14 protein-coding genes and 1 pseudogene are annotated in these 16,720 nt (G+C 74.9%); 4 read left to right on the top strand and 11 right to left on the bottom strand.

What is annotated here, in order from left to right:
* The 3 genes and pseudogenes from ACFU5J_RS03125 to ACFU5J_RS03115 form a co-directional block, all read right to left on the bottom strand.
* Positions 1 to 1,816 (bottom strand): annotated as a pseudogene (locus ACFU5J_RS03125) (hypothetical protein); the annotation flags it as partial.
* Between the two features lie 107 nt (positions 1,817 to 1,923).
* Entirely contained in the window at positions 1,924 to 3,495 is a 1,572-nt protein-coding gene (locus ACFU5J_RS03120; RefSeq protein WP_430577788.1) for a hypothetical protein, read from the bottom strand.
* 125 nt (positions 3,496 to 3,620) lie between these two features.
* On the bottom strand, positions 3,621 to 4,751 hold the full coding sequence (locus ACFU5J_RS03115; protein ID WP_430578024.1) for a VIT1/CCC1 transporter family protein: 1,131 nt from the start codon (positions 4,749 to 4,751) through the stop codon (positions 3,621 to 3,623).
* Positions 4,752 to 5,037: 286 nt separating this feature from the next.
* Here ACFU5J_RS03115 and ACFU5J_RS03110 point away from each other — a divergent pair, with 286 nt between their 5' ends.
* Both ACFU5J_RS03110 and ACFU5J_RS03105 read left to right on the top strand, forming a co-directional pair.
* Positions 5,038 to 5,616: a ribonuclease H gene (locus ACFU5J_RS03110; protein WP_430573937.1), complete on the top strand. Its 579-nt coding sequence runs from the start codon at positions 5,038 to 5,040 to the stop codon at positions 5,614 to 5,616.
* A complete protein-coding gene (locus ACFU5J_RS03105) occupies positions 5,609 to 6,568 on the top strand; it encodes a DNA-3-methyladenine glycosylase family protein (protein WP_430577787.1) in 960 nt (319 codons plus the stop codon). The genes ACFU5J_RS03110 and ACFU5J_RS03105 overlap by 8 nt, the downstream gene beginning before the upstream one ends.
* 44 nt (positions 6,569 to 6,612) lie before the next feature.
* On the opposite strand, the gene ACFU5J_RS03100 is transcribed toward ACFU5J_RS03105, so the two are convergent.
* From ACFU5J_RS03100 to ACFU5J_RS03075, 6 genes are all read right to left on the bottom strand, one after another.
* Positions 6,613 to 6,792 (bottom strand): hypothetical protein, encoded by a 180-nt coding sequence (locus ACFU5J_RS03100; RefSeq protein ID WP_430573935.1) that lies wholly within the window; start codon positions 6,790 to 6,792, stop codon positions 6,613 to 6,615.
* Positions 6,793 to 6,949: 157 nt separating this feature from the next.
* On the bottom strand, positions 6,950 to 7,609 hold the full coding sequence (locus tag ACFU5J_RS03095) for a DsbA family protein (RefSeq protein WP_430573934.1): 660 nt from the start codon (positions 7,607 to 7,609) through the stop codon (positions 6,950 to 6,952).
* A 67-nt stretch (positions 7,610 to 7,676) separates the two neighbouring features.
* Positions 7,677 to 9,146, bottom strand: coding sequence for a flotillin family protein (locus tag ACFU5J_RS03090; protein ID WP_430577786.1), 1,470 nt, complete (start codon positions 9,144 to 9,146; stop codon positions 7,677 to 7,679).
* 56 nt (positions 9,147 to 9,202) lie between these two features.
* Positions 9,203 to 9,751: an NfeD family protein gene (locus ACFU5J_RS03085; RefSeq protein ID WP_430577785.1), complete on the bottom strand. Its 549-nt coding sequence runs from the start codon at positions 9,749 to 9,751 to the stop codon at positions 9,203 to 9,205.
* A 42-nt stretch (positions 9,752 to 9,793) separates the two neighbouring features.
* The gene (locus ACFU5J_RS03080; RefSeq protein WP_430577784.1) at positions 9,794 to 11,314 is read right to left on the bottom strand and encodes a hypothetical protein; all 1,521 of its coding nucleotides are present in this window, start codon (positions 11,312 to 11,314) and stop codon (positions 9,794 to 9,796) included.
* Positions 11,311 to 12,096 carry a hypothetical protein gene (locus ACFU5J_RS03075; protein ID WP_430577783.1) on the bottom strand — a complete coding sequence of 262 codons (786 nt, stop codon included), beginning with the start codon at positions 12,094 to 12,096 and terminating at the stop codon, positions 11,311 to 11,313. Before ACFU5J_RS03075 ends, ACFU5J_RS03080 begins: the two co-directional genes overlap by 4 nt.
* Positions 12,097 to 12,285: 189 nt before the next feature.
* Between ACFU5J_RS03075 and ACFU5J_RS03070 the strand changes: the two genes are divergently transcribed.
* Positions 12,286 to 12,924: a histidine phosphatase family protein gene (locus ACFU5J_RS03070; protein ID WP_430573929.1), complete on the top strand. Its 639-nt coding sequence runs from the start codon at positions 12,286 to 12,288 to the stop codon at positions 12,922 to 12,924.
* Positions 12,925 to 12,975: 51 nt separating this feature from the next.
* Positions 12,976 to 13,509 carry a PH domain-containing protein gene (locus ACFU5J_RS03065; protein WP_430573928.1) on the top strand — a complete coding sequence of 178 codons (534 nt, stop codon included), beginning with the start codon at positions 12,976 to 12,978 and terminating at the stop codon, positions 13,507 to 13,509.
* Positions 13,510 to 13,527: 18 nt separating this feature from the next.
* Here the strand turns inward: ACFU5J_RS03065 and ACFU5J_RS03060 are convergent, their stop codons facing one another.
* The gene (locus ACFU5J_RS03060; protein WP_430577782.1) at positions 13,528 to 14,796 is read right to left on the bottom strand and encodes a metallophosphoesterase family protein; all 1,269 of its coding nucleotides are present in this window, start codon (positions 14,794 to 14,796) and stop codon (positions 13,528 to 13,530) included.
* A gap of 112 nt (positions 14,797 to 14,908) precedes the next feature.
* Positions 14,909 to 16,720 (bottom strand): DUF222 domain-containing protein (locus ACFU5J_RS03055; protein WP_430577781.1); only part of this gene is annotated, 1,812 nt, incomplete at its 5' end.

The following is a 16,720-nucleotide window of genomic DNA, read 5'->3' as shown; positions in this document are numbered from 1 at the left end:
CACCGAGGTCACCGAGGTCACCGAGGTCACCGAGGTCACCGAGGTCACCGAGGTCACCGAGGTCACCGAGGTCACCGAGGTCACCGAGGTCACCGAGGTCACCGACGATGTTGTCCGTCGCGCCGTCCTCCAGCGCGTCGTCGAGAACCCCGTCGTCGGCGACGACCGAGTCGACGACGCCGTCCAGGTCGCCCGCGGCGACCTCGCCGAGCGTGGCGTCGACGTCGTCGAGGAGGTGCTCCACGACCTCGTCGGTCACGCCGTTCTCGGGCTCGTCGGCGCCGACGACGTCGTCGACCACGCCGTCATCGCCGACGAGGCCGTCGACGGTCCCCTGCAGGACCGGCCCCGTGCCGAGCGCGGCGTCGGCGGACCCGGCCACGTCGGAGACCGCGCCCAGCGCGTCGTCCACCGTGCCGTCCACCGTCGCCCCGATGCCGCCCAGGTCGCCGAGACCACCGAGACCGGCACCGGGCAGGCCGCCACCACCGGCACCGGGCAGCCCCGGCACCTCGGGCAGACCGCCCACGACGTCCGTCAGGTCACCGAGACCACCGGCTCCGGGCAGCGACCCCAGGTCGCCGAGGCCACCGAGACCACCGGGCAGGCCGGCCGCGGTGTCGCCCTCGAGCGCGTCGTCGACGAGGCCGTCGTCGGCGACGACGGAGTCGATGACGCCGTCCAGGTCGCGGGCGGTCACGCCGTCGAGCGTGGTGTCGACGTCCTCGCGCACGTGCTCCACGAGCTCGTCGGTGACGCCGTCCTCCGGCCCGTCGGCGCCGAGGACGTCGTCCACGACCCCGCCGTCGCCGGTCACGTCACCCACGACGTCGTCGACGACCCCGCCGACGCCGTCCTGCACGGCGGTGCCGGTGCCGAGGGCCCCGTCCACCGCGCCGGTCGCCGTGTCGACGGTCTCGCCGACCTGGTCGAGCGCTGCGTCGACGCCCTGGTCCTCCAGCGCGTCGTCGACGACCCCGCCCTCGGCGGTCACGTCGTCCACCACGCCGTCGACGTCCCCGGCGGCGAGGTGTCCCGCAGCCTGGTCGACGTCGCCGGCCACGTGCTCGGCGACCTGGTCGGAGAGGCCCGTCTCGGGCTCGTCGGCGCCGAGGACGTCGTCCACGACCCCGCCGTCGCCCGTGATCCCGTCGACGGTGTCGCGCACCGCCGAGCCGGTCCCCAAGGCGTCGTCGGCGGCACCGGCCACGTCCGACACCTCGTCCGAGGCACCGTCCACGACCTTGTCCACGGCCTTTCCGACGTCACCGGCGGACGTCTTCGCGCCGCCTGTCGCCGTGTCGTCGGACGCGCCACCGCCGGACGTCGCACCGTCCTTGTCGGGGGTCGTGGCCGGGGCGCCCTTGTCGCCGCCCGAGCCTGCGTCGCCCGACGCGGCCGGCGTGTCCTCGATCGCGTCGTCGACGACACCACCCTTGCCCGCGACGTCGTCGACGACGCCCTTGACGTCGCCGGACTGCACGTCGTCCGCGGTCTGGTGGACGTCCTCGGCGACGGCGTCCACGAGGTCGTCCGTCGTGGTCGCGGACTGCTCGTCCGGGCCCACGACGTCGTCGACCGTGCCGTCCTCGCCGGCGACGGCGTCGACGACGTCCTCGACAGCGTCCGTGTCGACCTTCGGCAGGTCGACCGGCGCCTCGAGCGACGCGTCGTTCGTCTCCTCGGAGACCTCGCTGAGATGGAGGTCGACCGAGGAGCTCTCCCCGACGGTGACGTCGACGACGTCACCGTCCGCAGCGTGGGCCATCCCGGCCCCGGCGACCACGAGGCCGCCCGCGACGAGCGCGGTTCTCACCGCTCGCCGGACATACGTGTGCATGATCCGCTCCTGACTGACGTGGTGCGCGGGTGGCAGACGCCGCCCGCGGTCGCGGTCGCGCACCAGGGCGCGACGCGGCCACGTCAGGCAGGAGAGACGGGGATGTCGAGAGAGACCGCCGGGAGGCGGTCGAGCTGGTCGGCCGTCGGGGCCGTCCAGGCGCGCCCGGTCACGAGCGCGCGGCCCACGAGGTCGGCGGCGGCGTCGCCGCCGGACGACCCGCGGGAGGTCGAGAGGGAGCCCGCGCCCGCGGAGACGACGGCGGGCGCCGAGGGCGCCGCCGGGGCGGGCTCGGGGTTCGTGGGGGTCGTGGCCCGGGAGGTGGCGGCGGCCGCGTCGGCGACCTCGGCCAGGGCCGGGAGGAGCGGTGCCGCCGTCGTCGCCGCGACGTCCGCGGCGCCCGCCGACGAGACGGTGGCGGCGGCCGTGGTCTGCGCGTGCCGCGGCGCGGGCGTGGCCTCGGCGGGCGCCGCCGACGCCACGGGGGCGGCCGACGCGTCCTGCCCGAGCACCGGGGCGATCACGGGGTCGAGCACCTGCTCGACGGCGGGAGCCGTGACCTCGGCGACCGGGTCGACGACCGGCTCGAGCACCCCGCCCGCCGGCTCGACGACGGGAGCCAGCGCGTCGACGACCGGCGCGGTGGCGTCCAGGACGGGGTTGAGCACCGGCTTCAGCGACCCGGTCACGGGCTCCACGAGCCCGACGACGGGGTCGAGCACCGGGTCCAGCGTCCGCACGACCGGCGCCACCACCGCGCCCACCCCGTCCGTCACGGGGGCGAGCGGCGTGGTCACCTCGTGCACCACCCGGCCGACCGGCTCGAGCACGGGCGACGCGGCCTTCGTCACCGGGGACAGGACGTCCGCGACCGTGCCCGTCACGGGCTCGAGCGTCTCGCCGACGGGGGTGGTGACGTCCTCGACGATGTGCGCCACCGGGTCGACGACGGGCGCCAGCGGCGTGACGACGCCCTCGACGATCTTTCCGACCGGAGCAGTCACCGCGCCCAGCGGCTCCACGGCTCGCTCGATCACGTCCGCCCCGGGCGCCTTCGCGCGCTCGGCAGGCTGAACGGGCTTTGCGGGGTCGGCGGTCTTCTCTGCGTCGGCGGGCTCGGCAGGCACGGCGGGCTTCGCAGACTCCGCGGGCTTCGCTGACTCGGCGGGCTTCGCTGACTCGGCGGGCTTCGCTGACTCCACCGGCTTCGCGGACTCGGCAGGCTTCGAGGGCTTCGCGGACTCCGCGGGCTTCGGCGTCGTGCCGGTGGCGCGCTCGACGGCCTTCTCCACCGGGGCGACGACGTCGTCGTGCACCGCCTTCCGCACGGGTTCGACGGTGTCCCGCACGGGCGCGACGACCTTCTCGACCGTGTCGCGCAGCGGGTGCGCCCGGGGAGCCTCGCCCTTGTCGGCGGGCTTCGCCGGCTCCTGCTGAGCGGCGGGTGCCTTCGCGGCGTCCTGGTCGTGCCCGACGACGGAGCGGACGACCGACGCCAGCGCGCCCTCGTCCCGGCCGCCGTCGTCGGCGGAGGCCGTGCCCGCGACCGCGACGCCGAGCGCGGCGGCGCCGAGCAGGCCGGCTGCGGCGGCTGCGGCGCGCGCGAACCACCGACGGCGTGCTGTCGCCGGCGCTCGGTCCACGCTGCGTGCCACTCGGCCCCCTTCGATGCCACGCGAGGTCACGAGCACGAGCCCGTGACTCCCGTCACACTGTGACGCCCGAGCAACGGTCACGCAACAAGAGCACCCGGGAATTCACCCGCGGGCTCCCGCACGGGTCAGCCGACGGTGGTGCCGAACAGCAGGCCGAGCACGTAGGTGACGGCGGCCGCGCCGAAGCCGATGGCGAGCTGGCGCAGCGCACGCGACCACGGCGACGTGCCGGAGAGCAGGCCGGTGATCGCACCCGTGATCAGCAGCGACACCCCGACGAGGGCGGACGCGACGAAGATCGCCTGGCCGCCGGTGAGGCCGAGCAGGTACGGCAGCACGGGGATCAGCGCGCCGGAGGCGAAGAAACAGAAGCTGGAGATCGCGGCGCCCCATGCGGTGCCGTGGGTCTCGAGGTCGTCGTCCGCGTCGGTGGCGGCCTCGGCGTTCTCGTCGTGCAGCACCTCGGGCGCCAGGGTCCCGGTCGCGGCCAGCCCGGCGAGCACCCGGTCGGCGCGCCCCTGCGCCTCGTCCATCGCCATGCCGCGCGCGCGGTAGACGAGGGCGAGCTCGTTGGCGTCGACGTCGAGGTGCGGCAGCGCGGTGGCGCTCTTCGGGTCCGGGGTGGACGCCTCGAGCAGCTCGCGCTGCGAGCGCACCGACACGAACTCGCCGGCGCCCATGGACAGCGCGCCGGCGAGGAGGCCGGCGATGCCCGTGAGGAGCACGGTCTGCGACGAGACGCCCGACGCGCCGATGCCGAGCACGAGGGCGAGGTTGGAGACGAGCCCGTCGTTGGCGCCGAAGACGGCGGCGCGGAACGTGCCGGACATCCGGTTGCGGCCCCGGGTCGCGAGCGCCCGCACGACCTCCTCGTGGATCTGCTCGTCGGCCGCCATCGTGGCGGTGGCGAACTCCTCGCTGCCGTAGGTCGAGCGCGCCTCGGCCCGCTGCGCGAGAGCGAGCACGAAGACGCCGCCGAACCGGCGCGCGAGGACGCCGAGCATGCGGGTGCGCAGGTCGCCGCGCAGCGGCCTCCCGGCGTCGTCGCCCAGCAGGTCGAGCCAGTGCTGCTCGTGCCGCTTCTCGGCGTCGGCGAGCGCGAGCAGGACGGCGCGCTCCTCACCGGAGCGGCGGCTGGCGAGGTCCCGGTAGGTGGCCGCCTCGGCCCGCTCGTCGGCGAGGTAGCGGCGCCAGCGCCGGATGTCCGCGGGGCGGCGGGCGGCGTGGTCGGGCGCGGGCAGGTCGTTCTCGGGCATGTCGTTCTCGGGCATGGCGGAGCCGTCGGTCATGCCGTCATGATGTCCGCCGGACGGCGCCCGTGGGTTCCGGGCGGTGCCGCGCCCGCTTCCGGGGCCGCGTGCCGGAGTTTTCGGACGTCCGCAGCCGGTGCGGGCTCGCCGGGGTGTGGACGCGCACCCGAGTGTCACCGGCTCGGGGCACAATAGGGGCGGCGTCCGGGGTCGGCCGGGCGCAGCCCGTGGTCGGCCGCGAGGGGCGACCACGAGCTCGACACCAGGGGCTCGGACACTGGGGGACTCCGGCGTGATCATTGTCAGCACTGACGGCTCGTGCCTCCGCAATCCCGGGGGCGCGATCGGCTGGGCGTGGATCGCCCACGAGGGTGGCCGCTTCGACTCCGGCGGCGCCGCGTCCGGGACCAACCAGGTCGCGGAGCTCACCGCGCTGCTCCGCGCGATCGAGGCGCATCCAGGGGCAGAGCCGCTCCTCATCGAGTCGGACTCGCAGTACGCGATCCGGTGCGCGTCCGAGTGGATCCACGGGTGGAAGCGCAAGGGCTGGCGCACCGCGTCCGGTGGCCCCGTGAAGAACCTGGACCTGATCCGGACGATCGACGACGCGATCACCGGCCGCGAGGGACCGGTCCGGTTCCGGTGGGTGCGCGGGCACGTCGGCAACCCGTTCAACGAGCGGGCCGACCAGCTCGCCGGGCTCGCGGCGCAGGACTGGGCAGCGGGTCGCGGCAGCGTGGACGAGCTGCTCGTCATGGCCGACGAGAAGCGCGAGACGCCGGGGCGCCCCACGGCACGACCGGCGCGGGACGCCGAGCCCGTCGGCGCCCGCAGCGACACCGGCTGGGAGCTCGGAACCCTCTTTGACTAGCACCACCTCGACCGGGACGCCGGCGGGGGCCCGCCCGGCCGCCGCCGACGTCACGGTCGAGCACGTCTCCGGTCGGCCGCTCGACCTCGGGCTGACGCTCGCCCCCCTGCGGCACGGTGCCGGCGACCCCACGTCCCGCCGCTCCCCCGACGGCGCGCTGTGGCGCACCACGCTGATGCGCACGGGGCCGGTCACCCAGCGCTTCGTCCCGACCGGCGACCGCGGCGTCGTCGTGCAGCACTGGGGGCCCGGCGCGCGGGAGGCCGCCGACGAGGTCCCCCGGCTGCTCGGCGAGGACGACGACGACTCCGCGTTCACTCCGCCCCCGCAGGCGCGCGACGCCGCGCGGCGCACGCCCGGCCTGCGGATGTGCCGCAGCGGGCGGGTGCTGGAGGCGCTGGTGCCCGCCGTCCTTGAGCAGAAGGTGCAGGTCGTGACGGCGCACCGCGCGTGGCGGTGGCTGGTGACCCGGCACGGCTCCCCCGCCCCCGGGCCCGCGCCGGACGGGATGCGGGTGGTGCCGTCCGCGCGGGGGTGGGCCGCCGTCCCGACGTGGGACTGGCACCGCGCCGGGGTCGACCCGCGTCGTGCGGCGACGGCCGTGCGGTGCGCGCAGGTGGCGGCACGGCTCGAGGACGCCGGCGGGCTGCCGGGCGACGAGGCGCGCGCCCGGCTCGAGAAGGTGCCGGGCGTCGGCCGGTGGACCTCGGCGGAGGTGGCGCAGCGCGCCTTCGGTGACGCCGACGCCGTCTCCGTGGGGGACTTCCACCTCGCGGGCGCCGTCGGCTGGGCTCTCACCGGAGAGCGGACCGACGACGAGGGGATGCTGCGCCTCCTCGCGCCCTACGCCCCGCACCGGCACCGCGTGGTGCGGCTGCTGTTCCTCGAGCGCCGGCCGCAGGCCCCGCGCCGGGGCCCGCGGCTGTCGATCGCCGACTACCGCTCGTTCTGACCCCGAGGGCCCGGCGCGCGGGTCGTGCGGTCAGCGGGTGCCGATCAGTCGGGCAGGCTGCAGACGCCGTCCACGCACACCGCGCCGTCGTCGCCCAGCAGCTGCAGCGGGCGTTCGTCGCCGCCGTGGTGGGGGGCGGCCGCCTCGGCCGCGCTGACGGTCATCAGCGTGGTGCGGCGCGGGTTGGCGATCGAGCGGTACGAGCTCTCGGTGGCGTCGTTCATGTTTCTCCTCCAACGGACCCACGGCCGCGGTGCGCCCGGGCGTGGTCGGCCCGAGACCGCGGCGCGCCCGCGACGGTGCGGGACTGGCCTCGATTCTCGGTGATACGGCGTCTCACGGCCAGGGCGAGCGGTGTGAGTTGCGCCTCGCTCGTGCGGGTCAGGCCTCGGCGAGGACCTGGTCGAGCACCTGGACGAAGGTGTCCGGGTCCTGCGCCCCGGAGACGCCGTAGCGGCCCCCGAGCACGAAGAAGGGGACGCCGTTGATGCCGAACGCGCGGGCGCGGGCGATGTCGTCGGCGACGGCCTCCGCGTAGGTGCCGGCGTTCAGCGCGACGACGACGGCGTCGCGCTCCAGCCCGACCTCCGCGGCGAGGTCCGCGAGGTCCTCGACGTGGCCGACGTGCTCGCCCTCGGTGAAGTACGCGCGCAGCAGGCGCTCCTTCATCTCCTCCTGCTTGCCGAACGCCTTCGCGAGGTGCAGCAGCTCGTGGGCCTTGAGGGTCTTGGTGTGCCGCACCTGGTCCATCCGGTAGGTGAGGCCCTCGGCCGCCGCGAGCGCGGTCACCTGGTCCTGCATCTGCTGGGCGGTCTCGAGCGGGATCCCCTTGTGGTCGGCGAGGAACTCCGTCGCCGTGCCGTCGAAGTCGACGGGCGTGTCGGGCGAGAGCTCGAACGAGTGGTACTCGACCTCCACCTCGGGGGCGGCGCCGTCGCGCTCCGCCATCCGCTGCAGCGCGGACTCGAAGCGGCGCTTGCCGATGTAGCACCAGGGGCACGCGACGTCCGACCAGACGTCGATCTTGAGAGCAGTAGTCACGTACGCACGAACGCCCCGCCTCGGGAGGGGATTCCCGGGGCGGGGCGTGTCGTGCGTCGCAGAGGCGTCAGTTGAGCGGCGCCGTCTCGTCGGTCCTGGTCGGCAGCTGGCCGCCCGCGATGCCCGCGATGAGCTGGTGGATGTCCACGCCGGTGAGCTGCTTGACCACGCCCTGGCCCTCCCCCAGCACGGAGGCGACCGTCTTGGTCACCGCGGACGCGCCGTCCGTCGAGATCACGGTCATGCCCTCGATGGAGCCGATCGGCTCCGCCGCGGCGCGGACGATCTCGGGCAGGCGCTCGATGAGCTCCTGCACGAGGGCGGCCTCGCCGTACTTCTTGAGCGCCTCGGCCTTGGCGTCGGTCGCGACGGCCTCGGCGCGGCCCTCGGCCTCGACCGCGAACGCCTTGGCCTCGCCCTCGGCCTTGATGCCGGCGGCCAGCGCGATCTGCCGGTCACGCTCGGCCTCGCCGGCACGGCGCACGGCGGCGGCCGACGCCTCGGCGTCCTGGATCGCGGCCGTCTTGTTCGCCTCCGCGATCGTGGTCCGCTTGAACGCGTCCGCCTCGGTGGCCGCGTTCGCGGCGTCGCGGCGGGCCGTGGCCTCCTGGACCTCGGCGTACGCCTTGGCCTCGGCGGGCTTGCGGATCTCGATGTCCAGGCGCTCCTGCGTCACGCGGGCCTGCTCGGCCAGCGCCTCGCGCTCCTGCTGCGCCACGAGCCGGTCCTGCTCGGCACGCGCGAGCTGACCCGCGGCGTCGGCGTTGGCGTTGGCGCGGTCCGTGTCGGCCTTGATCGCGGCCTTCTTGAGGTCGAGCGCCTTCTGCCGCTCGGCGATCTGCTCGGCCGCCTCGATGACCGCGAACTCGGACACCCGGCGCGCCTCGGCCTCGGAGACCTCCGCGACCTGCAGCGCGCGGGCACCCTCCGCGCGGCCCAGGTTGGCGAGGTACTCCGACCCCGGCGTCGAGATGTCGGAGATGTTGAGCAGGTCGACCTGCAGGCCCTGCTCCGCCAGGTCCGTCTTCGTCGACTCGACGACGCGGTCGGACAGGCCCTTGCGGTCGGAGATGATCTGCTCGATCGTCATGTCGCCGACGATGGAGCGCAGCGAGCCCTCGAGGGACTCCTTGATGATCTCGGTGAGCATCTCCTGCTGGGACAGGAAGCGCTGCGCCGCCCGGCGCACGCCCTCGTCGTCGCCGCGCACCTTGAAGTTGATCGACGCCTTGATGGCGATCTTGATGCGGTTCTTGTCGACGCCCTCGACGGTGATGCCGATCTGGCGCTGCTCGAGCGAGATGGCGAAGCCCTGCTGCAGGATCGGCCAGACGAACGTGCGGCCGCCGATGACGACGCGCTGGCTCTGGGCGGCGGACTCCTTCTTGCCGGCGCCGCGGCCGACGATGACGAGGGCCTGGTTCGGCGGCACCCGGCGGATGCGCTGGGCGACGAAGATGCCCACCGCGAGGAACGCCACCACGAGGGCGAGCACCGCGATCGTGGTGATGAAGCTGCTGTCGGACGAGTCGAACATGGTGCGCGCCGGAGCGCGTCTCCTTCCGGTCGGTGCTGCGGGGTCCTAGGGAGAGGTCAGCGGGCCTGCGGGCCGGGGACCCCGACCCGCACGGTGGAACCGGAGTGCTCCAGCACCACGACGCGAGACCCTGCCGCGATGGGCTCGTCGGAGCGCGCCAGGCGGCGCTCGAGCTCGCTCGGGACGTCGAGGGAGACCTCGCCCGAGGTCGCCGTCACGTCGGTCGTCGCCGTGCCGTGCGCGCCCACGAGCGACACGACGACGCCGTCGTCGCTGGACGCCAGCCGCCGCACCAGCGCCTGCGCGAGGAGGACGGCCAGGAGTCCGACCACGGCGGACGCCGCGTACGCGACCCAGGGGGCGAGGTCGTTCGCGGTGACGATCGTGCCCACGGCGCCGAAGACCACCGCGCCCACGCCGAGCGACGTGCCCGAGAGCATGCCGTCGCCGAGGTCGACGAGCTCGCCGACGAGGAGCGAGACCAACAGCAGGAGCATCCCTGCGGCGCCGATGAGGACGAAGACGAGCACGCGGTCTCCCGAGGCGGTGAGCGGGCGGTTCTGCCAGGTGATGAAGATGTGATGGTCGTGTGACGACGGCGCCACTCTAGCGAATCTGGACGCCCCCTGGACGCGGTCGTCCACCGCCTAGCGGACGGTGACGCGGACCGAGTCCTTCGAGGACGCCCTGGTGGACGACCCCGGGTACTTCACGATCCAGGTGCCCGCCTTCGTCGGCCGGACCGTGACGCGGTAGACGCCGCCGGCGCCGGTCGTCACGGACTTCCGGTAGTCGGGGCCCGCCGGGCCCGCGGGGTCGAAGTAGACCCTGAGCTTCGCGCCCTTCGCGCCGTAGTAGCCCGCCACGCCGTACTTCGCCCGCGCCTCGCTGAACCGTCCCGAGAGGACCACGCCGGCCCCCTTCGCGACGCGCGACCTCGACGCCTTCGCCCCCGTCCGGGTGGCGTGCTTGACCTGGAACGTCGTCACGGTCCTGGACTCCTTGAACGTCACCCTCGCGGACTCGTTCTCCTGGTAGGTGCGGAAGCCGCCGGAGTAGAGCCCCACCCGGTACGTGCCGGCCGGGTAGGAGGCGTCGATGTAGAGGAGCTCGCGGGCCGTGTTGTCGTCCCAGATCTGCGCGTCGCCGAACACGTCGTTGCCGGCGCACGTGCTGGGCGTGCGATGGCAGACCGCGAGGTACGTCGCGTTCCCCGACTGGTGCGGGAACAGGAAGGCGATGTCCGCGACGAGCGTCTTCGGCGTGAGACCGACGGTGACCGAGCGCGGCACGATCACCCGGGCGCGCAGGGTCTCTCCCTTCACGGTCGTGGTCGCGATCGCGGACCTCACGGGCGAGGCCGGGGTCCGCACGGTCATGGGCGCCGCCTCCCGGGCCAGGGCCCTCGACGTCGTGCCCGCGTACTCGGCGCTCCACGTGCCCGAGACGTCGGCGGTGAGCTCCCGGCCGAAGTGGCCGTCCTCGTCCACCGTGGCGGACCCGCGGTAGACGCGCGGCGCCGAGCCCGACGGGTCGAGGTAGAGCTTCACCGTCGCCCCCGCCGCCGGCACGTACCGGGCCCAGGAGCCCATCCGCTCCGGCCCGGCGACGGCCAGGTCCCCGTGGACGTAGACCTTCTGCCCCTTCGGCACGACCTGGGGGGCCACGTCGACCGTGAGCTGCGACTCCGGCCGCACGACGAACGTGGCCGCGGCGTCCTGCTGCATCACGAGGTGCCGCACCGTGCCGTCGGCCGCGGTGACGTCCAGCTCCAGGTCGAGCACGTCCACCGTGTACGTCCCGGCGGGGTCGCCGCTGGTGAACCACGGGCGCACCCGTTGCCGCGACCCGTCGACGGTGCCGGTCCGCAGCGTCTGCGCCTCACCCTGCGGCCCGCGCACGCGGACGATGCCGGGGGACGCGGCGACGCTCCCCGCGTCCGACGTGAACGTGAGGTCGACGACGGCGTCCGTCTGGTTGGCGGCCGCCACGTCGCCCACCCGCACCTCGGCCTGCACCTCGACGACGCCGTCGGTGACGACGACGCGCCCCGTCGTCGCGGAGCCCGCGGCCGCGCCCGAGAGGACGAGGAGGGCCGTCAGGCCCGCGCCGAGCAAGGCCCGGCCCTGCCGCCGTCCGGCCCCGCGCACCCCAGCGCTCCTGCTCATCGGATCGTCACCTTCTTCGTCGCCGTCGACGCCGAGTGCCCGGATGTCGCCAGGAGCTCCGCCGTCCAGGTCCCCGTCCTCTTCTGCGGCAGCTCCGCCCAGAACGTGTCGCGCGCCCCGACCGTCACGGTGGTCACGTACCGCTTGCGCGCGTCGCCCGCGGGGTCGAAGGACAGCCGGACCTTGGCGCCCGGTGCCGTCCGCAGCGCCGAGCCGCCGGAGAACGTCCCGACACGCTCGCCCGCGTCGCCGTAGAGCACGGTCCCCCCGTCCACGACGTGGTACGCGCCCAACGTGACCTTCGACGGCCGCCGCACCTGGAGCTCCGCGATCCTGGCCCCGTCGAAGACGACCTCGTCGTAGGCCTCGACGCCCGGGCCGAACGTGGCCCGCGCGGTCGCGCTGAGGTAGACCGCCAGGGATCCCCGCGCCTCGGCGGTCCCCGGCAGGTGCACCGTCGCCCGGTACGTCGTGCCGCGAACGTGCTCGAGATCTTCCCCCGCCCAGCCCATCAGGTCCGTCCGGGACCCGACGCTGACCGACGCGCCGTCCTCGACGGTCAGCGCCCTCCCCGTCGTCGAGAAGGTCACGTCGACCCGCACGGCCGTGCCGGAGGGCTGCAACAGCACCTGGGCCGGCACGGTCCCGCGTGCTGTGACCGACACGTCGCGCGTCCGGGTCGCGGTCGAGCCCGTCGTGGTGCTGCCCGGGGCGGCGGACACCGTCGCCGTCGTGAGGATCAGCCCTGCGCCGAGCAGGGCCGCGGTCGCGCGTCGAGCCACGCCGCCGAGTCTCATGGGACCTCCGTGACCTCCGTGATGCCCGCACCGGCGGCGGGCGCGCGCTCACTGTGGCAGCGCCGACCCCGGCGCGACACGCTGCGGACGAACTGTGATCCGACTGTGACCTGCATGGACGTGGTGGTCGCGCCCCGGCGTGCCGCCCGACGGCCGCTGCGCGATGCTCGGGACATGCCTCTCGTGCCGAGCAAGGACCCCCAGCTGGTGCTGCTGCGCCACGGCGAGACGGAGTGGAGCGTCAGCGGCCAGCACACCGGCCGCACCGACATCCCCCTCACGCCGGCCGGCGAGGAGCAGGCCCGCACCGCCGGTCGCGCGCTGGCCGGCGTCCCGTTCGCCGCCGTGTTCGCGTCGCCGCTCGAGCGCGCCCGCCGCACCGCCGCGATCGCCGGCCACCCGGACGCCGTCGTCGACCCCGACCTCGCCGAGTGGGACTACGGGCCCGTCGACGGGCGGTCGAGCGCCGACGTCACCGCCCTCCTCGGGCACGACTTCCAGATCTTCGACGACGGCGTGCGCGTGCTGCCCCCCGACCCGGAGCACGGCGACGGGCGCCCCGGGGAGCTGCTGGAGGACGTCGCCGCGCGCGCCCGGCGCTTCGTCGAGCGCGCGGACGCCACCCTGCAGGACGGCGGCAACGTGCTGGCCGTGGCGCACGGCCACCTGCTGCGCGTGCTGGCGACGGCATGGCTCGGCATCGACCCGCGGTTCGGGTCCCGCCTGGAGCTCGGCACCGCAGCGATCTGCCAGCTCGGCTACGGGCACGACCTGCGGACCATCGAGGGCTGGAACCTGCCGCCGCACGTCTGAACGGCGCCCGGCCCGCCCGAGGGCGGGGTGCGTTCTGGCAGCATGTGCGCCATGGCGCTGAACGAGGACGACCTCATCGACGGCGAGCACGTCGTCATGGAGCTGCACGAGCACGCGAAGGCCGTCGTCTGGCCGTTCCTGCTCCTGCTGGTGCTGCTGGTGGGCGCCGCGTTCTCGTTCACCGTCGCGATGCCCGACGTCGCCCGGTGGGTCGTGCTCGGCCTGCTGGCCGTCGTCGCCGTCGTGTGGGTGCTGGTGCCGTGGCTGAGGTGGCGCACCACGTCGTGGACCGTCACGACCAAGCGGATCGCGATGCGCTCCGGCATCGTCACCCGCGTGGGCCGCGACATCCCGCTCTACCGGATCAACGACATCGCGCTCGAGAAGGACCTCCTGGACCGGATGCTCGGCTGCGGCACCCTGCAGGTCTCCGACGCCACCGAGAAGGCCGGGATGGTGCTGCGCGACGTGCCGCGCGTCGACCGCGTGCAGGTGCAGCTCCAGGAGCTGCTGCACTCCGCCGACGACGGCTCGGACGACGGCGAGTGGCCCCCGTCCGAGCCGACGCGCGGCCGGCGCCGCTGACCCTCGGCGGCGCCTGCGTCACTTGCCGCGGGGCAGCGGCAGCGGCTCCATCCACTGGTCGTCGGCCGTGAGGTCGATCCCGAACTCCGACGCGAACCGCATCGTCGTGTCCACGAGCACGCCGTCGACCGACTCGTCCAGGCGGTACACGCGCGCGCCGCGCAGGCGGTTGCGCTCCGCGCCGCTCAGACCGTAGGTGCCGAAGCCCGTGTTGCCGGAGTAGCCGAGCAGCACGCCGTAATAGTTGCCCGAGTACGTGTTCACGTGGTCGTGCCCGCAGAACACGCCCCGCACGTCGCCGCGGTGCCGGATCGCGGAGAACAGCCCCGAGTTGAACGGGCCGGGGCACTCCTCCTCGTTGCGCTCGCCCACGATCTGGTGGCGGGCGGCGCCGCGCTCGTGGTCCGCGGCCGTCCGGCCGTCCACCGAGCCGAACCACATGAACCGGTACTCCCACAGGGGGATGTGGATGAACATCAGCGACGGGATCGCGCGGCGGTGTCGCTTCTCCAGCTCGACCGAGGTGCGGAAGTACCAGTCCACCTGGTCCATCCGGACCCAGTCCCACGTCGGGTAGCCGGTGAGGTTCTGGCCCGCGATCGTGCTCGGCGCGTACCGGCCCGAGTCGAGCAGCCACACGTTGAACGCCGGCTTCCCGTTCGTGCCGTCGATCAGCAGGTGCGAGTTGCCCTGCCCGGTCACGCCCTTCGCCGTCGGGCCGTTCACGTTGTAGCGGTACGAGCGGTAGAACGCGAGCATCTGCGTCTCGTCCACCCCGCTGGTGGGCGTCGAGTCCTCGTCGTGGTTGCCGAACGTGACCGCCCAGGGGACCTGGCGCTCCTCCATCGGCTGGACCACGTTGTTCATCGCCTGGCGCATCTCGAGCGGGGTGTCGCAGCCGCCCGTGATGTTGTCGCCGTTGAGGACGACGAGGTCGGGCCGCTCGTCGTCGAGCACCGCGCGCATCAGCTCCAGCGTGCGGCGGTCGATCTTCTCGTCGTCCTGGGTGTCGTTGAACTGCACGATCGTGTACGTGCCGTCCTTGCGGAACCGCAGCTTCGGCGCCCCGCCGTCGGCCGCTGCGGGCGTCGCCCCCGCGACGGATCCCGCCACCACCGAGCCCGCCGCACCCAGTCCCGTCATGGTCATGAACGTACGGCGGCCCAGGCCGGACCGCTCCTCCTCGCCCCCCGTCGCCGGGGTGGTCTCGCCGGTGGGTGCCGCGGCCGGCGCGCCGGCAGCCTCGGCGGTGCCGTGGGTCGGGTTCTCGTTCGCGTCTTCGCTCATGCCCCGGAACGTAGGAGCCCGGGGCGACGCCGGGCGGGCCGGGCGATGAACCTCCCGTGGACAGATCCCGAACACGCGGGCCGAGCCCGCCGGGCCGCGCCGGCGAGGGCGCTCAGTACGGCGGCGGCCCGTCCCGGCCGAGCCCGTTCGTCTGGCCGTCCGCCCGGCCGTTCGTCCGGACGTCCTTCCGGCCGCGCGGTCGGCGACGCCGGTCCGGATGCTGACCCTGGTGGCCATCGGACCAGTGATCGGGGTCGTGGCGCGGGTCCTGCGGCACCGGGTCGCGCTCGAACCGGTGGCCTGTCGGGGCGGTCCAGGTCGTGGCGCCGGAGGCCGGGTCCCGCGACACGTCCCACCCGCCGACCGTCTTGGCGCGGTGATGGGTGCGGCACAGCGCGTGCAGGTTGGCGCCGTGGGTCTGCGGGCCGCCGACCGCCGGGTCGTAGGGGTCGACGTGGTCCAGGTCCGACGACGCGGCGGGCACCTGGCAGCCGGGGAAGGTGCACGTGACGTCCCGCGCCACGACCGCCGCCCGCAGCGCCTCGCTCGGCCGGTACGACCGCGAGGACACGTCCGTGAGGACGCCGCTCCCCGCGTCGGTGAACAGCCGCTGCCAGACGGCGTCCGGGTCCGCGGCGAGCGCGCGCGCCATCGACGCCGGGATCGGTCCGTGGCCGGCGAGGATCGCCGGCAGGTCGTCCGAGCCGAGCAGCGTCGACGCCGCGACCGACACGCGGACCGTGCCCCGCCCGCGCGCCCGTGACACAGCACCGGGTGCCGCGCCAGCACGCGAGCCTGCGCCCGCGTCCTCGTCGGCGCCGCCCCGTCCCGCCCCGACCGCGCCCGTGACGAGGCCGACGAGCGCGTCGGCGCGACACTCGGCGAGGCGCCGGGTCTCGCCGGGCGCGCGGCGCATCGCCAGGGCCACGTCGTCGACCTCGGCGAACGCCCGCGCCGCGTCGTCCGCGGGCAGGTACGCGGTGAGGTAGGCCATCGCGTCGTCCACGGGCTCGAGCCGCACGAACCGCTCGGCCCGCGCCGCCCGGCGACGCTCGTCGGCGCCGGACGGGTCCGTCGCGACCTCCGCCCGGCGCATCCGCGCCCGGATCTGGGGCACGGTCAGGCGCTCCACGTCGGGCAGCACGGCCGCGACGGCCTCGCGCCGGCGGTGGTCCAGGAGCCGGCCGGCGTCGACCAGCGCCTCCGCCTTGCGGCGGTCGACGACCCCGGCGGCGAGCGCGTCCGCCACCTCCGGAAGCCGGGACGTCCCGTGGGCCACCGCGACGAGCTGTGCGGCGCCGTGGCGGGTGGTCCCCAGGCGTGCCGCGACGGCGTCCGCGACGAACTCGTGCCGCGACGACCCCCGCGTGCGCTCCAGCATCTCCGCCAGGACCCGCGCCGAGCCCGCCTGTGCCCACGACGCCACCCGCTCCCAGGCGGCCAGCACCTCGAGGATCGTGAAGTCGTCGAGGTCCGCCGCGTCGACGGATGCCAGCAGGGCTGCCAGCTCCGGCCCGGGGGCGAGGTCGTCCAGCGCCGCCAGCAGCGGGCGGGAGCCCGGGACGGCCTCGTCGTCCGCCGCCGGCCGCTCCGGGCCGTGGCCGACATCGCCCCGCCCGTCCGGTCGGTCGCCCGACCGGACGGCGGCGGGCACCGCGTCCCGGGGTCCTCCGTGCCGGGGCCCACCGGGGCCGCGACCGTCTCGCCCCGCGCGGTCCGTGCCCGGCTCGTCGCGGTCGACCTCGTCGCGGTCGACGTCGAGCGCCGCGCCGGAGAGTGCCCATCGCAGCCGGAGCGACCCGGCGTCGACGGAACCGGCCCCGACGACCTCGGCGCGACCATCGGTCGCGACGCGGCCGGCGACCAGCCCGGCGAGCTCTCGTTCGAGAACCGTCGCGCGCACCGCCGTGACGAGCGGTGCGCG

It is taken from the genome of Isoptericola sp. NPDC057559 (assembly GCF_042801555.1).
Lineage (GTDB): Bacteria > Actinomycetota > Actinomycetes > Actinomycetales > Cellulomonadaceae > Isoptericola.
The sequence above is the reverse complement of the archived record's forward strand: the minus strand, read 5'-3'. Positions and strand labels throughout refer to the sequence as shown.

Coding starts and splice junctions, on each gene's coding strand:
- ACFU5J_RS03115 (WP_430578024.1), bottom strand. CDS start 4,751: ATGCCCGAGAACGACCTGCCCGCGCCCGACCACGCCGCCCGCCGCCCC.
- ACFU5J_RS03100 (WP_430573935.1), bottom strand. CDS start 6,792: ATGAACGACGCCACCGAGAGCTCGTACCGCTCGATCGCCAACCCGCGC.
- ACFU5J_RS03090 (WP_430577786.1), bottom strand. CDS start 9,146: ATGTTCGACTCGTCCGACAGCAGCTTCATCACCACGATCGCGGTGCTC.
- ACFU5J_RS03080 (WP_430577784.1), bottom strand. CDS start 11,314: ATGAGCAGGAGCGCTGGGGTGCGCGGGGCCGGACGGCGGCAGGGCCGG.
- ACFU5J_RS03070 (WP_430573929.1), top strand. CDS start 12,286: ATGCCTCTCGTGCCGAGCAAGGACCCCCAGCTGGTGCTGCTGCGCCAC.
- ACFU5J_RS03065 (WP_430573928.1), top strand. CDS start 12,976: ATGGCGCTGAACGAGGACGACCTCATCGACGGCGAGCACGTCGTCATG.
- ACFU5J_RS03060 (WP_430577782.1), bottom strand. CDS start 14,796: ATGAGCGAAGACGCGAACGAGAACCCGACCCACGGCACCGCCGAGGCT.